The 14,682-nt window shown below is 68.9% G+C and carries 11 protein-coding genes and 1 pseudogene; 7 read left to right on the top strand and 5 right to left on the bottom strand.

Annotated features, from left to right (window positions below; genetic code table 11):
* A partial coding sequence (locus HWY45_RS35915; RefSeq protein WP_176118458.1) for a zinc ribbon domain-containing protein occupies positions 1 to 148 on the top strand: 148 nt, incomplete at its 5' end.
* A 122-nt stretch (positions 149 to 270) separates the two neighbouring features.
* Here the strand turns inward: HWY45_RS35915 and HWY45_RS35910 are convergent.
* Positions 271 to 1,704, bottom strand: coding sequence for a TAXI family TRAP transporter solute-binding subunit (locus tag HWY45_RS35910; RefSeq protein WP_059883432.1), 1,434 nt, complete (start codon positions 1,702 to 1,704; stop codon positions 271 to 273).
* A gap of 417 nt (positions 1,705 to 2,121) precedes the next feature.
* Here HWY45_RS35910 and HWY45_RS35905 point away from each other — a divergent pair, with 417 nt between their 5' ends.
* The 3 genes from HWY45_RS35905 to HWY45_RS35895 all read left to right on the top strand — a co-directional run bounded on the left by HWY45_RS35905 (position 2,122) and on the right by HWY45_RS35895 (position 7,127).
* Entirely contained in the window at positions 2,122 to 2,487 is a 366-nt protein-coding gene (locus tag HWY45_RS35905) for a BON domain-containing protein (protein ID WP_059883434.1), read from the top strand.
* 112 nt (positions 2,488 to 2,599) lie between these two features.
* Positions 2,600 to 4,699, top strand: a complete 2,100-nt coding sequence (locus HWY45_RS35900) for a D-(-)-3-hydroxybutyrate oligomer hydrolase (RefSeq protein WP_059883436.1) — start codon at positions 2,600 to 2,602, stop codon at positions 4,697 to 4,699.
* 601 nt (positions 4,700 to 5,300) lie between these two features.
* Positions 5,301 to 7,127: a S10 family peptidase gene (locus tag HWY45_RS35895; protein ID WP_059883439.1), complete on the top strand. Its 1,827-nt coding sequence runs from the start codon at positions 5,301 to 5,303 to the stop codon at positions 7,125 to 7,127.
* A gap of 92 nt (positions 7,128 to 7,219) precedes the next feature.
* Here the strand turns inward: HWY45_RS35895 and HWY45_RS35890 are convergent, their stop codons facing one another.
* The 4 genes from HWY45_RS35890 to HWY45_RS35875 all read right to left on the bottom strand — a co-directional run bounded on the left by HWY45_RS35890 (position 7,220) and on the right by HWY45_RS35875 (position 10,941).
* Entirely contained in the window at positions 7,220 to 8,008 is a 789-nt protein-coding gene (locus tag HWY45_RS35890; protein ID WP_059565321.1) for a sulfite exporter TauE/SafE family protein, read from the bottom strand.
* Between the two features lie 416 nt (positions 8,009 to 8,424).
* Positions 8,425 to 9,156 (bottom strand): DsbA family oxidoreductase, encoded by a 732-nt coding sequence (locus tag HWY45_RS35885; protein WP_059883441.1) that lies wholly within the window; start codon positions 9,154 to 9,156, stop codon positions 8,425 to 8,427.
* Between the two features lie 70 nt (positions 9,157 to 9,226).
* Positions 9,227 to 9,982, bottom strand: coding sequence for a helix-turn-helix transcriptional regulator (locus HWY45_RS35880; RefSeq protein ID WP_060027522.1), 756 nt, complete (start codon positions 9,980 to 9,982; stop codon positions 9,227 to 9,229).
* Complete coding sequence (locus tag HWY45_RS35875) at positions 9,979 to 10,941, bottom strand: ornithine cyclodeaminase family protein (RefSeq protein ID WP_059883445.1); 963 nt, start codon at positions 10,939 to 10,941, stop codon at positions 9,979 to 9,981. The genes HWY45_RS35880 and HWY45_RS35875 overlap by 4 nt, the downstream gene beginning before the upstream one ends.
* A 379-nt stretch (positions 10,942 to 11,320) precedes the next feature.
* Between HWY45_RS35875 and HWY45_RS35870 the strand changes: the two genes are divergently transcribed.
* The 3 genes and pseudogenes from HWY45_RS35870 to HWY45_RS35860 all read left to right on the top strand — a co-directional run.
* Positions 11,321 to 12,106 carry an ABC transporter substrate-binding protein gene (locus HWY45_RS35870; protein WP_059565325.1) on the top strand — a complete coding sequence of 262 codons (786 nt, stop codon included), beginning with the start codon at positions 11,321 to 11,323 and terminating at the stop codon, positions 12,104 to 12,106.
* A 61-nt stretch (positions 12,107 to 12,167) separates the two neighbouring features.
* Positions 12,168 to 13,412 carry an NAD(P)/FAD-dependent oxidoreductase gene (locus HWY45_RS35865; protein ID WP_059883447.1) on the top strand — a complete coding sequence of 415 codons (1,245 nt, stop codon included), beginning with the start codon at positions 12,168 to 12,170 and terminating at the stop codon, positions 13,410 to 13,412.
* A gap of 533 nt (positions 13,413 to 13,945) precedes the next feature.
* A pseudogene (locus HWY45_RS35860) lies at positions 13,946 to 14,682 on the top strand (hypothetical protein); the annotation flags it as partial.

The following is a 14,682-nucleotide window of genomic DNA, read 5'->3' as shown; positions in this document are numbered from 1 at the left end:
GACGCGGCCGAAAGGTATCGCGGGACTGCGAACAAGAGAGTGGGCCTGCGATGGCTGTGGTGTCGTGCATGATCGTGATACCAACGCTGCGTTGAACATTCTCCGATGCGGACGTGCATCGCCAGGTGTGGGAATCGTCCGCCTTTAGGCTGACGAGGACGTCAAGGCGATCTCCTGAGGATAGGGGGCCGAGCGGCGTGGCGGGGCCTGGCGGCGGCCTCCATGTTACGCGGCGGCCGGCCGATGCCGCAATGATCGCGGATCGTCTCCTCAGGCGGAACCCGGTGTCGCCCGGGGGGCGGTGTCGTCGCCGGGCGGGGGCGCCGCGTCGTGCGCGTGGCCGCGCCCGGCGTGCCCCGGGTCGTGATCGTGCGCGGTCAGCCGCTCGCGCACGAAGCCGATGTGCTCGCGCAGCACGTAGAACTGCCCGGCGTAGGCGAGCGGCATCTTCATCCGGTTCACCGATTCCTCGATGTCGTCGAGCCGGTCGAGCAGCTGGACGCGTTCCGCGGCCGTGTGTTCGCCGAGCGCGCTGCGCTCGAGCGCGATCAGCGCGCCGTACCAGCGGTAGATCCGCGAACGCACGCGCCAGCCGTACAGCGCGGGCACGAGCCGCAGCCCGGGGATCAGCACGACGATCAGCGGCACGACGATCACGAGCAGCCGGTCGACGAGGCTCGCGACCCAGAACGGCAGGCTGCGGTACAGGAAGGTCTTGCCCGACTTGTAGTAGCGCGCCGCGTCGTCGGACAGCGGGAAGCTGCGCGTGAGCGCCGACGGGAATTCGCCGGCGCGCTGCAGGATCGTCGCGTGGCCGTGCACCTCGCGCGCGGCTTCGATCAGCAGGTCGGACAGCGCTGGGTGCAGCGTGTCGCGCGCGACCAGCTCGATCGTCGGCGCGACCGTGTGGATGTCGGTGGGCGGCAGGTTCTGGCCGAGATCGTAGACGCCCATCGGCAGGGTGACCGCGGTCAGGTACGGGAAGCGGCGCGCGTAGGCCTCGGCCTGCGTGAACGAATACACGTGCACGCCCGGCGCGCGGAACAGCTTCGCCATCACGGGGATCTGCGTCGAGTCGCCGGACAGGAACGCCGCGTCGATCTTGCCGTCGAGCAGCGCGTGCGCGGCCTCCTCGCCGGAGATCGGCAGCAGCGCGGTCGGCCCGTCCGGCAGGATGCCGTTCATCTTCAGCAGCGCGAGGCTCAGCTCGCGCGCGCCGCTGCCTTCCGCGCCGAGCGCGAGCCGCTTGCCCTTGAAATCCGACAGGCGCGCGACGATCGGGCCGCGGTACATGATCGCGAGCGGCACGTAGCCGATGCTGCCGAGCGCGACGAGGTGCTCGTCGCGCGTCTTCGGGCCGACGCCGCTCTGCACGAAGCCGACGTCCACCGGCGCCTTCGGGTTGGACAGCCGCTCGAGGTTCTGCGCGGAGCCCTCGGACGATTCCACGTCGAGCGTCACGCCGTTCTTCGCGAGGATCGCCTTGTACTTCTGCGCGGCGTTCCAGTAGGTGCTGCCGGGCGGCCCGGCCGAGATCACCAGCGTGGACGGCGGCGCGGGCTGGATCATGCGGATCGCGAGCCAGACGGCCGCGATGGCGAGGAGGACGGTCGGCCCGATCGACAGCGCGAGGTCGCGCCACGAGACGGCGACGAAGCGGGCGAGGATGCGGGGTGGCCGGCGGGGGCGCAGGATAGGCTTCATAAACGGCGATCGGCGGATGGCGCACGCATGGCGGGGCGGTGACGCGGGCGGCACCGGGGCCACGAACGCCATGCATTCGCGGCGATGGTAACCGGTTTCGCCGCGCGTGCGCGAATCCGCTGCGCACCGGGCGCCGAGTCAAAAGCTTTGCGCTTGCGCGTGCGCTGGATTACATTGTGCGACGCAGCCACGCCCGACTCGCGCGACCCGGCACCCGACCAGACCGGGCGCGCCCGGCCGGTGGCTGCCCGGCCCGGCCGGCCGCCTTCGCGTGCGCCGGCCGCCGGTCTGTCCCGCCTCTCTCGCATCGCCGTGGAAATCACCGGCCGTTCCGGCGCGTTCGCGCGCGCGGGCCGGTCGCCACTGGGGGTACCCGGCCGCACTGTGCGCGGCCGTTCCGATTCACAAGGAGAAAACATGAAGTCGATCGTGTTGAGAGCGTTGGGCGCGGCCGCAGTGGCCGTCTGTCTGTCCGGCAGCGTGTACGCGCAGTCGAGCGAGCCGGCGGCGTCCGAAGCGCCCGCCGCCGCGAAGAGCGCATCGAAGGCCGCCGCGAAATCCGCGAAGCAGGCGAACCGCAAGCTCGGCTATGCCGTACGCAAGGCGATTTCGAAGCAGAACGGCATCGACGTGTCGAACATCACCGTGCGTTCGAAGGGCGGCGCGATCACGCTCGAGGGCTCGGTGCCCGATGCCGAACAGATCGAGAAGGCGGAAGCCGCGGCAAAGACCGTGCCGGGCGTGACGTCCGTCAGCAACAAGCTGAGCGTCCAGCAGCAGTGACGCCGGGCGGCGCATGACGCCGCTCGCGCTCGCATCCAGGCGGGCCTCGGCATGCCGGGGCCCGTTTTCGCTTGGCGAGTCCATCCGAAACATAACGAGAGAGAGGGCGACGATGACGAGGCTACGGTGGGGCAGGCGGTTCGGGTTCGGGGCGGCGCTGGCCGCGGTCGTGACGCTGTTCGGGGCCTGCAACGGCAACGACATCGGCGACAGCAACCGGTTGCCGGATTTCGTCGCGGGCAGCGTGCGCACGACGGCCTACGACGGCACGAGCGACGACCTGCTGACGGCCGGCCTCGGCAAGACCGGCCTCGCGAGCGCGACGGCGCCCGGGTTCGCGAACCCGTCCCGGCCGAGCGCGGCCGAGCTGCGCCGCCTCGCGATCTGGTCGAACTACCGCGCGCTCGTCGACATGAGCGCCAACGGCGGCTACGGGCGCTTCTGGGGGCCGAACGTCGATGTCGACGGCAACGACACGCTCGGCGAAGGCCGGATCGCCGGCACCGAATACCTCGCTTACTCCGACGACGGCAGCGGCCGCAGGAACGTGACGCTGCTCGTGCAGGTGCCGGCCGGCTTCGACCCGTCGCAGCCGTGCATCGTCACCGCGACGTCGTCCGGTTCGCGCGGCGTGTACGGCGCGATCTCGGCCGCCGGCGAGTGGGGCCTGAAGCGCGGCTGCGCGGTGGCCTACAACGACAAGGGCGGCGGCAACGGCGCGCACGAGCTCGGCTCGGACACCATCACGCTGATCGACGGCACGCTCGCGAACGCGGTGCTCGCCGGCAAAGCGAGCCTGTTCACCGCGAACGTGTCGAGCGGCGAGCTCGCGACGTTCAACGCGCAGTTCCCGAACCGCTACGCGTTCAAGCACGCGCATTCGCAGCAGAATCCGGAACAGGACTGGGGGCGCGTGACGCTGCAGGCGGTCGAGTTCGCGTACTGGGCGCTCAACGAGCAGTTCGCACCGCTGATCGACGGCAAGCGGCACGGCGTGCGCTATCGCCCGGGCGACATCACGACGATCGCCGCATCGGTCAGCAACGGCGGCGGCGCGGCGCTCGCGGCGGCCGAGCAGGACACGCGCAAGTGGATCACCGCGGTGGTGGTCGGCGAGCCGCAGGTCAACGTGCGGCTCGCGCCGAATGCGGTGGTGCGCCAGGGCGGCGCGCCGGTGCCGTCGTTCGGGCGGCCGCTCGCCGACTACGCGACCTTCGCGAACCTGCTGCAGCCGTGCGCGGCGGCGTCGGCCACGCTGGCCGGCGCGCCGTACCTGAGCGGGCTGCCGTCGGGCGTCACGCAGTCGATCCGCGCGCAGCGCTGCGCGACGCTGGCCGCGGCCGGGCTCGTCGCGGGCGCCGACCTGCAGAGCCAGGCCGCCGACGCGCTCGCGCAGCTGCACGCGGCCGGCTATCTCGCGGATTCCGACCTGCTGCAGGCGCCGATGTGGGATTCGCAGGCGATTCCGGCGATCGCGGTGACCTATGCGAATGCGTACACGCGTTCGCGCGTCGTCGACAACCTGTGCAACTTCAGCTTCGCGACGACCAGCGCGGGCAGCGGCGCGGTCGCGCCGCCCGCCGCGTCGCCGATGACGAGCGTGTTCGGCGCGGGCAACGGCGTGCCGCCGACCAACGGCATCAACCTCGTGTTCAACACGGGCGCCGCGACCGGCGTCGACCACCGCCTCGCGACGCCCGACGCAAGCTTCGCGGGCGCGCTGTGCCTGCGCCAGCTGTGGGCGAACGGGCAGCTGAATATGCCCGCGAACGTCGACGCGGTGCGCGTGAACGCGAACCTGCAGGGCAAGCCCGCGATCATCGTGCATGGCCGCAGCGACGCGCTCGTGCCGGTCAACCACGCGTCGCGCGCGTACGTCGCGCAGAACAGCATCAGCGAAGGCAGCCGCAGCCAGCTCGCGTTCTACGAGGTGACGAACGGTCAGCACTTCGATGCGTTCCTGCCGGTCGCCGGGTTCGACACGCGCTACGTGCCGGTGCACTACTACGACCTGCAGGCGCTCAACCTGATGTGGCGGCACCTGAAGAACGGCGCGGCGCTGCCGCCGTCGCAGGTGATCCGCACGGTGCCGCGCGGCGGCACGCCGGGCGCGGCGCCCGCGCTGTCGAGCGCGAACCTGCCGCCGATCTCGGCCGCGCCGGGCGGCAATGCGATCACGGTCGGCGCGGGGGCGGTCGACGTGCCGCTCTGAACGCGGTTCGCCGCTTGCCGAAGGCCGGACGCCGATGTCCGGCCTTTTTTGTTGAAGCGGCGGGAATCGGTCCCGAAGCCGGTTTTCGTCGAACCGCATCCGCCGTAACAAATTGTTACTTTACGGCTGAAAACCCCGAATCTAATATGCGCCGGTATTTTCACTTAATTTAATAAATTATCCAGGGCGCATATTCCTTTCCGTTCTGTTAATCGATCCTTTCGATTTTATTAATCCGGATCGTGACGCGATCAATCGCATCGGGCGATTAATCGGCGTCGCGCCGGCGGGGATCGTGCGTCCTTGAAAAACAAGGCGGCCTTGTCTGGCCTGGCTTTGTGGGGAGCCTTTTTGCCGTCGATTCGCGGATGCGTCTTAATGACCCGGAAGCGCCGTTGATTATGAGTTGACGTTTTCAATGGAATTGATTCCATTGTGCAGTAATCGATTATCGGGTGGGGTAAATCATGCCGGTCGGCTTGCGTCGACCCGGTAAAAAACTCGGAGCGCGTCGCATAACGAATGCGCTCCTGGTGCGGAACGCCGGGCCAAATCATCCTTTGCGCCCGGCGCTATTTATCGTTCTGTTCGAGAGGCAATAATGACGACACTGAAGTCCTTGAAAGACGGTTTCGCGCTATTTGGAACGACCCTGAGCGGGCCGCTCGTCGCGGCCGCCGCCGCCGCGCTGCTCGTCACGGGCTGCGGCGGCGATGACGGCCCCAGCCCGTCCGCGGCCGCCGCCGCAGCCACGACGGCGAACGCGCCGTCCGCCGACGCCACGGCGGCGGCCGCGGCGGCCGACCAGCCGTACGTCGACAACGACGTCTACGGCACCGGCCCCAACGACGCGGTGACCGACGCCACCGAGGGCGCGGCGGTCGTGCATCGGCAGGTGACGATCGGCGGCAAGGTCGTCAAGTACACGGCCACCGCCGGCCACCTGACGACGATCGATCCGGTCACGTCGCAGCCGAACGCGAAGATGTTCTACGTCGCGTACACGCAGGACAATCCCGATCCGTCGAAGCCGCGCCCGGTCACGTTCTTCTACAACGGCGGCCCGGGTTCGTCGTCGGTCTACCTGCTGCTCGGCTCGTTCGGGCCGAAGCGGCTGCAGTCGTCGTTCCCGAACTTCACGCCGCCCGCGCCGTACAAGCTGCTCGACAACCCCGACAGCCTGCTCGACCGCTCCGACCTCGTGTTCATCAACCCGGTCGGCACCGGCTACTCGGCCGCGATCGCCCCGGCGAAGAACAAGGATTTCTGGGGCGTCGACCAGGACGCGCGCTCGATCGACCGCTTCATCCAGCGCTACCTGACCAAGTACTCGCGCTGGAACTCGCCGAAGTTCCTGTTCGGCGAGTCGTACGGCACCGCGCGCAGCGCGGTCGTGTCGTGGGCGCTGCATGAGGATGGCATCGAGCTGAACGGGATCACGCTGCAGTCGTCGATCCTCGACTACGCGAACGCGCTGTCGGCGGTCGGCACGTTCCCGACGCTCGCGGCCGACGCGTTCTACTGGAAGAAGACGACGCTCACGCCGACGCCGACCGACCTCGACGCGTACATGGTGCAGGCGCGCAACTACGCGGACAACGTGCTCGCGCCGATCGCGCAGGCGCCGAACCCGCAGGACGGCGGCTTCGTCAACGTGCGGCTGAACCTGAACCTGCCGACCGCGCAGCAGATGGGCGCGTACATCGGCACCGATCCGGTGTCGCTGATCCAGACCTTCGGCAACCCGGCCGCGCTCGGCAACGTGCCGTCGTCGAACGACAACCCGCCGTACACGTTCTTCCTGACGCTCGTGCCGGGCATCCAGATCGGCCAGTACGACGGCCGCGCGAACTACACGGGCAAGGGGATCGCGCCGTACATCCTGCCGAACTCGGGCGGCAACGATCCGTCGATCAACAACATCGGCGGCGCGTACACCGTGCTGTGGAACAGCTACCTGAACACCGACCTGAAGTACACGTCGACGTCGTCGTTCGTCGACCTGAACGACCAGGTGTTCAACAACTGGGACTTCAGCCATACGGACCCGACCGGCGCGAACCGGGGCGGCGGCAACACGCTGTACACGGCGGGCGACCTTGCTTCGTCGATGAGCTTGAACCCGGACCTGAAGGTGCTGTCCGCGAACGGCTACTTCGACGCGGTGACGCCGTTCCACCAGACCGAGCTGACGCTCGCGCAGATGCCGCTCGATCCGACGATCAAGGCGCAGAACCTGACGATCAAGAACTATCCGTCGGGCCACATGATCTACCTGAACGACGCGTCGCGGACCGCGCTGAAGGGCGATCTCGGCAACTTCTACGACGGCATCCTCGCGAACCGCGCGGCGTTGCAGCGCGTGCAGAAGCTGCAGATGCGCGCGCAGCAGCTGCGCCAGCAGAAGCAGGAGCAGCTGCTTCACTGAGCGTGGGCGCTGCTGCCTGACGCGGCGCAAGCGATGCAAAAAAAACGCCGCCCGGCCATGCGCCGGGCGGCGTTTTTCGTTCGGGGGCCCGGTTACGCGAGCACGAGGCGGATGCCGACCGCGACCAGCGTCGACGCGAGCAGGTTGCGCAGCAGGCGCTCGGGCGCGCGCGTCGACAGCACGCTGCCGATCACGATGCCCGGCAGCGAGCCGATCAGCAGCGACAGCAGCATCGACCAGTCGACCGAGCCCAGCAGCCAGTGGCCCATGCCTGCGATGAGCGTGAGCGGCACCGCGTGCGCGATGTCGGAGCCGACGATGCGGGTCGTCGCGAGCATGGGGTACAGCAGCAGGAGCACGGTGACGCCGATCGCGCCTGCGCCGACCGACGTCATCGACACCAGCACGCCGAGCACGGCGCCTGTCAGCACGGTCGACCACAGCGTACGGGCCGGGCTCGGCGCGAGCGGGTTGCGCGCGGCCAGCGCGGTGAGCTGCGGCCGGAAGATCAGCGCGAGCGACGTGAGCAGCAGCGCGCCGCCGAGCACGAGCTGGATCATGCGCGCGGTGCCCGGCGCGTTCACGCCGTGCGCGTGCAGCACCCACAGCGTGACGGCCGCGGCCGGGACGCTGCCCGCCGCGAGCCGGCCCGTGATGCGCCAGTCGACCGAGCCCTTCAGGCCGTGGACGAGCGTGCCGGTGGCCTTGGTCGCGGCCGCGTACAGCAGGTCGGTGCCGACCGCCGTCGCCGGATGGACGCCGAACAGCAGCACGAGGATCGGCGTCATCAGCGAACCGCCGCCGACGCCCGTCAGGCCGACGAGAGTGCCGACGAACAGGCCGGACAGGGAGTACAGCAGATCGATATGGGGAAGCGACATCGGAAGCAGGCGGTTATGCGGCGTTCGGCGGCGGCGCGTGGATCAAAGCCCGACATTGTCGCAAATGTGGCGCGCGGATGTACGACTGCGTTAAAAATCCGGTGGCTGGCGGTGGTGGGGTGGGCGGAGCGCCTTGTCGCACGGGGCTCGGGGGTGTTCGGAGGCGGGGCGCCGGGTGTTCGGTTGGCGCGCTTCACGGGTGTCGGGATGCGGGGCCGGATCGGCTGCGGCGGGACGGTGAGCCAGCGAACCGGTTCCAGGCGATGAAGGCAAGCCGATCCGGCTGAAACAGGCGTTTGAACCGGATCGGTGCGGCGGGCGAGGCGCCTTGCGTCAGTGCGGCGCGCGGCCGTGGCCGCACACGCCGAACGCGCATGCCGCGCGACTTCCTGCCGGTTTCCGGCAGCGGCGTCGACTTACGCGTGCGGCGGCAGCGCGCAGCCGTCGGGGCCGCATGCCGCCGCGTCGTCGTCGCCGAGCGCGACGACGCCGTCCTGCCACGCCTGCTCGAGCGCCTGCGCGAACACGTCGGCCGGCTGCGCGCCGGACACCGCGTAGCGGCCGCCGAACACGAACAGCGGCACGCCGCGGCCGCCGATCTGCGCGGCGCGCGCGACGTCGGCGTCGACTTCGTCGCGATACGCGTCGCTGCGCAGCACGGCTTCGACCGCCGCGCGCTCGAGCCCCGCGTCGACGGCGAAATCGGCCAGTGCGCCGGAGTCGAACAGCGAGCCGTGCTCGCTGAAATACGCGCGATAGAGCCGTTCGGTCAGCGCGTGCGCATGGCCGGTGGTTTCCGCGAGCTTCACGAGCCGGTGGCCGTCGAGCGTGTCGCCGACGAGGGTGCCGGGCAGGTCGTAGCGCAACCCGACGCTCGCCGCCGCGTCGGTCACTTGCTGCAGCATCTGCTCGACCTGTGCGGGTGCGAGCCGGTACTTGCCGGCGAGCATCGCCTCGACCGGCTCGACCGGCTGGCCGGGGAACAGCCGGTACGCGCGCAGCGCGACGTCCACGTGCTCCGCATGCGCGAACCCGGCGAGCGCCTCGTCGAAGCGGCGCTTGCCGATCCAGCACCATGGGCAGATCAGGTCGGACCAGATTTCGACGGTCAGTGTCGGGCGATGCGCAGGGGCGGGAGCGGTCGGCATGGGGGCGTGAAGACGGGCGGGTGAAAAAAATGTAACCGAGACTATATCACTTTCTGCCTCGCCGCCCCGGCTACACGTCGCCCTGCGTTTCCTTCAGGTGCTTCAGATGCTTGTACACCGTCGCACGCCCCATCCCGAGCACGTTCGCGACATAGTTCGCCGCGCTCTTGCCGCGGAACGCGCCTTCCGCGTAAAGCGCCTCGACGAGTTCGCGGCGATGCTCGCGGGTGAGCCCGTTCAGGCCGACCTGCCGCTCGTGCAGCCAGCCGTGCAGGAACGTGTTGATGCGCTCCTGCCAGTCGTCGCGGAACAGCTCGTCCGGCTGCGCGACGACGCCCGCGCCCTTGATGAACAGGTCGAGCGTGGCGCGCACCTCGTCGAACACCGCGATGTTGAAGTTGATGCACAGCATCCCGGCCGCATGCCCGTCGTCGTCGAACAGCACGTTGCTCACGCAGCGCATGCGCCGGCCGTCCCAGTTGAGCTTCTCGTACGGGCCGATCACGCGCTCGCGCGCCGAGTGGTCGGTTTCCTCGAGCGCGGAATCGTCGCCGACCTCGCGCTTGGACAGGTTGTTCGCGAGATACAGCACCGTCTGGTCGTGCAGGTCGTGGATCACGACTTCCGCATACGGGAAGAACAGCGTCGCAATGCCGTCGGCAATCGGCGCGTAGCGGGACAGCAGCAGGTCTTTGACGGGAGATTTCTTCTTGCGCATCGGAATCGCGATCTCGGGTGAGCCTGCGGCAGGCGCCCCGGGGTGCCGGCGCGCAGCCGCCGCGGCGGTTGCGCCATTGTATCGGGCTCGCGCGCGCGTGACGCTCATGCCCGTGCCAGGTGCGTGTACAGCGCGTGCGCGATCGCGACGTCCTCGAGGCCGAGGCCGATCGAGCGGAAGAACGCATGGCGCGTGCGCGACGGCGCGGGGCACGTGCCGCGCACGAGCGCCGGCAGGTCGCCGACGATCCGCTCGGCCGTCCAGCCGTGCTCGGCCGCGGCGCGCAGCATCTCGCCCGCGCTCGCGGGCGTCGTGTGCCGGTAGTCGCAGTACACGTCCATCTCGGGCAGCCACGCGGGCGGGATCTCGTGCGCCTGCGCGACATTGGTGCTGATCGACGTGATGAGCGCGGGGCGCGTGAGCATGCCGTCGCCGAGCACGGGCGTGCCCGACGACGTGCACAGCATCACGACGTCCGCGTCGCGCACGCATTCGCCGAGGCTGCCGGCCGGGCGCGCGCGCGGATCGAGCCTTGCGAGCTCGGCGTGCAGCGCCGTGTCGCCTTCGAGCGCCGGCGAGTACACGCGGATCGTCTCCCAGTCGCGCAACGCCGCCGTGTGCCGCAGGTGCGCGAGGCCGACCGCGCCCGTGCCGACCACCGCGAGGTGCCGCGCGCTGCTCGGCGCGAGACAGTCGACCGCGAGCGCCGTCGTGCCGGCGGTGCGCTCGACCGTCAGGCGGCCGGCGTCGCACCACATCAGCGGCTGGCCGGTGCGCATCGACATCAGCGCGGTCCAGGCGGTCACGACGGGCTTGCCGTCCGTCACGATGTACGGCGACAGCTTCGCGCCGAACACCTGCTCGTCGGCGAGCGCGCCGAGGTAGGTGATGAAGTCGCCGGCCCCGCCGGGGAACAGCGTGAGCGTCTGCGGCGGCTGCACCGCGCGCGCCGTGCCGAGCGCGGCGAACATGCGGTGCAGCGTGCCGAGCACGTCGAGCGACGGAAGGGCGGCGCGCACCGCCGCGTCGTCGACGGTCAGCGGCAGGGACGGGGCGGCTTGCGTCATGGATGGTTCTCCGGTCGGGGCCGGACGCATGGTCTGTCGATGCGGGCGTCCGGTGGGGTTTGTGATGGACGAAAAGTCTAATATAGACTCGTGATTTCACGCGAGCTTTTCTTTTTCGGCTGTGCATCGGTCTGCCGATCATCGATAAGACTCATGAAATCAAAGGGTTGTGGGTGGCGCTTATGACGCCGGTGCGCCGAGACAAGCGCCCGGTAATCGTATCCCCTATAGTCTATAGTAGACTTTCAGTCTATATTTCGCGTGCATGGACTCGCGTTGCCGCATGCCCGGCCGTCCCGCGGTTCCCGCCGTTTCGACGCGCGTTGGCGCAGGCGCCGCGCCGTCGATCTTCATTGCCTCAACCGAGACAGGATTCGTCATGAACTGGAAGCTCTCCCTCTGCGCCGCCGCGGCTTTCGCGAGCGTGGCCGTTGCCGCCCACGCGGAATCGACCGCCAACACCTTGCGCTTCGGCATCGAAGCCGCCTATCCGCCGTTCGAGAGCAAGACGCCGGCCGGCCAGCTGCAGGGCTTCGACGTCGACGTCGGCAATGCCGTGTGCGCGAAGCTGAAGATGAAGTGCGTGTGGGTCGAGAATGCGTTCGACGGCCTGATCCCCGCGCTGCAGGCGCGCAAGTTCGACGCGATCAACTCGGCGATGAACATCACCGCGAAGCGCCGGCAGAGCATCGACTTCACGCCGGCGATCTACGTCGTGCCGATCGTGATGGTCGCGAAGCACGGCTCGCCGCTGCGGCCGGAGGCGGCGAGCCTGCGCGGCAAGCACGTCGGCGTGCTGCAGGGCTCGTCGCAGGAGGATTTCCTGAAGGCGCACTGGGCCAACGCGGGCGTGTCGGTCGTGTCGTATCAGGACCAGGACCAGATCTACGCGGATCTCGTCGCGGGCCGCCTGGACGCGGCGGTGCAGGAGGCGCAGACCGCGCAGGACGGCTTCCTCGACAAGCCGGCCGGCCGCGATTTCCAGATCGTCGGCGAGCCGCTGAAGGATCCGGCGACCCTCGGCGAAGGCACGGGCTTCGGGATGCGCAAGGGCGACAAGGCGCTGCAGGCGAAGATCGTCGGCGCGCTCGATGCGCTGAAGAAGGACGGCACGTTGAGCACGCTGTCTCAGAAGTATTTCAAGCGGGATATCATCGCCCGATAAGCGCAGCCGGGCCTGGTGTCCGGCGCGCGTCACATCCACATTCGACGCAGTGCGAGGAAGCATGGATTTCGACGTCATCGTCCTGGGGGCTGGCATCGTCGGCGTGTCGTCGGCGCTGCATCTGCAGGATCGCGGCTTGCGCGTCGCCCTCGTCGACCGGCGCGCGCCGGGCGAGGAAACGAGCCACGGCAACGCGGGGCTGATCGAGCGCTCGTCGGTCGTGCCGTATGCGTTCCCGCGCAAGCTCGGCACGCTGCTGCGCTATGCGCGCAACCGCTCGGTCGATCTCTACTGGGACTACAAGGCGATGCCGGCCTACGCGGGCTGGCTCGCGCGCTTCTGGCTCGAATCGTCGCCCGCGCGGCTCGCGGCCGCCGCGCGCGACCTGCTGCCGCTCGTCGCGGCGAGCGTCGACGAACACGATGCACTGCTCGCGCGCACCGACGCGCAGCCGCTCGTGCACGACGGCGGCTGGATCGAGGTGTTCCGCACGCCCGCGCTGTTCGACGCGGAGGCGCGCGCGCAGCAGCGCATCGCGGACGAGCACGGGCTGCGGATGAGCGTGCTCGACGCGCGCGCGTTGCGCGGCCGGGAGCCGGGTGTCGGCGACGCGTTTTGCGGCGCGTTCCACTGGCAGGACCCGAAGACCGTGTCGAATCCGGGTGCGCTGACGAAGGCCTATGCGCGGCTCTTCGAGCGCGAGGGTGGCACGGTCGTGCTCGGCGACGCGACGACGCTCGCGCAGGTGCGCGACGGCTGGTGCGTCGACACCGCGCACGGGCGGATCGCGGCCCGTTCGGCGGTGGTCGCGCTCGGCCCGTGGTCCGACCAGGTGTTCGCGCCGCTCGGCTACCGGATTCCGCTGCGCGCGAAGCGCGGCTATCACATGCATTACCGGCCGACGCGCGCGCCGTTGAGCGTGCCGGTGTGCGATACCGAGCAGGGTTTCGTCGTCGCGCCGATGGACGGCGGCCGCCTGCGGCTCACGACCGGCGTCGAGATCGCGCTGCGCGACGCGCCGCCGACCGGCGTCCAGCTGGCCCGCGCCGAGCCGCTCGCGCGCGACGCGTTCGGCCTGGGCGAGCGGCTCGATCCCGCGCCTTGGCTCGGGATGCGTCCGTGCACGCCCGACATGCGCCCGGTGATCGGGCCCGCGCCGCGCCATTCGAATCTGTGGTTCTCGTTCGGCCATTGTCATCACGGGCTGACGCTCGGCCCCGCGAGCGGCCGCCTGCTCGCCGAGATGATGACGGGCGCGCCGACCTACATCGATCCCCATCCGTATCGCCCGGCACGCTTCGGCTGAGCGTGATCGATCGGTGGCTGTGAATCCGGCGCCGGCCTCGATGGCCGGCGTTTTTGCGTGTGCGTCGCGCGGAGTGCCGGGGGGCCGACACATTTTTTCATTCTGCTGTCGCCGTTGTGGGTGTTTCTCTGATTTGAAATTGTCTGTGTAATTGTGTGGAAAGAAATCGAGGGATAAAAAATTATCGGGTGTGCGATTTTTTAAATGCATTTTCATGTTCTTGAAACGGTTGTGCCTGGTCAATTCCATTGACATGGCCGGCGTTTCAAAAGGAGCGTTCCGGCCTTGCCCGGGATGTACCGGAACACGTTACCTCGGGCCTCGCAAACGTTACGTTACATCCGTGCCTGCGGCACGCTTTTCTTCATATTATTAAGCTGATGGTTGGATATTTTTTTGCAATGAAATCAAATGTGATCGTGTTATTGCGTTGCAATAAATCAGGGAAATAAGCCTGATTTTCTCTGGTGGCACGCTTCGTGCGCTCCGTCCCCGTGCTTTACCAACGTAGTGTCAACGGAGACGAGATCACGATGGGAAAAAACTTCAAATTGACGGGCGCGGCGCTGTCGGTGGCGACGGTGTTCGGGATGCTGGCTTCGGGAGCCGCGGTTGCCGGGCCGCTCGACACGCTGTCGATCCCGCAGGTGATCGTCAATTCGCCGCCGGGCGGTGTCGGGGCAAGTCTTACGGCAATCGGAACGACGCCGGCGGGGTCGATCGGCGTGATCGCGTCGACCACGGGCGCGGTGACGACGACACTCGGCGGCCCGCTCGGGGACGCGCTGACAGGGGCGCTTGGCGGCGCGGCGGGGCAGGTGACGGGGGCGCCGGGTAGCGTCGGCGGTGGGTCGAACCCGCTGGCTCCGCTTCAAGGTGCGCTGGGGCAGGCGCACGACGCGCTTGGCGGCGCGGTTGGCCAAGTAACGGGCGCACTGGGCAACGTCGGCGGTGGCTCGAACCCCCTGGCTCCGCTGCAAGGTGCGCTGAGCCAGGCGCACGGCGCGCTTGGCGGCGCGGTTGGCCAAGTAACGGGCGCACTGGGCAACGTCGGCGGTGGCTCGAACCCCCTGGCTCCGCTGCAAGGTGCGCTGAGCCAGGCGCACGGCGCGCTTGGCGGCGCGGTTGGCCAAGTAACGGGCGCACTGGGCAACGTCGGCGGTGGCTCGAACCCCCTGGCTCCGCTGCAAGGTGCGCTGAGCCAGGCGCACGGCGCGCTTGGCGGCGCGGTTGGCCAAGTGACCGGTGCATTGGGCAGTGTCGGCGGCGG

This window comes from Burkholderia stagnalis (assembly GCF_902830275.1).
GTDB lineage: Bacteria > Pseudomonadota > Gammaproteobacteria > Burkholderiales > Burkholderiaceae > Burkholderia > Burkholderia stagnalis.
The sequence above is the reverse complement of the archived record's forward strand: the minus strand, read 5'-3'. Positions and strand labels throughout refer to the sequence as shown.

What these genes read in the sequence shown, in the direction of transcription:
- HWY45_RS35900 (WP_059883436.1), top strand. Translation starts at nt 2,600, where the DNA reads ATGACGAGGCTACGGTGGGGCAGGCGGTTCGGGTTCGGGGCGGCGCTG.
- HWY45_RS35880 (WP_060027522.1), bottom strand. Translation starts at nt 9,982, where the DNA reads ATGAGCGTCACGCGCGCGCGAGCCCGATACAATGGCGCAACCGCCGCG.
- HWY45_RS35910 (WP_059883432.1), bottom strand. Translation starts at nt 1,704, where the DNA reads ATGAAGCCTATCCTGCGCCCCCGCCGGCCACCCCGCATCCTCGCCCGC.
- HWY45_RS35875 (WP_059883445.1), bottom strand. Translation starts at nt 10,941, where the DNA reads ATGACGCAAGCCGCCCCGTCCCTGCCGCTGACCGTCGACGACGCGGCG.
- HWY45_RS35885 (WP_059883441.1), bottom strand. Translation starts at nt 9,156, where the DNA reads ATGCCGACCGCTCCCGCCCCTGCGCATCGCCCGACACTGACCGTCGAA.
- HWY45_RS35890 (WP_059565321.1), bottom strand. Translation starts at nt 8,008, where the DNA reads ATGTCGCTTCCCCATATCGATCTGCTGTACTCCCTGTCCGGCCTGTTC.
- HWY45_RS35865 (WP_059883447.1), top strand. Translation starts at nt 12,168, where the DNA reads ATGGATTTCGACGTCATCGTCCTGGGGGCTGGCATCGTCGGCGTGTCG.
- HWY45_RS35905 (WP_059883434.1), top strand. Translation starts at nt 2,122, where the DNA reads ATGAAGTCGATCGTGTTGAGAGCGTTGGGCGCGGCCGCAGTGGCCGTC.
- HWY45_RS35870 (WP_059565325.1), top strand. Translation starts at nt 11,321, where the DNA reads ATGAACTGGAAGCTCTCCCTCTGCGCCGCCGCGGCTTTCGCGAGCGTG.
- HWY45_RS35895 (WP_059883439.1), top strand. Translation starts at nt 5,301, where the DNA reads ATGACGACACTGAAGTCCTTGAAAGACGGTTTCGCGCTATTTGGAACG.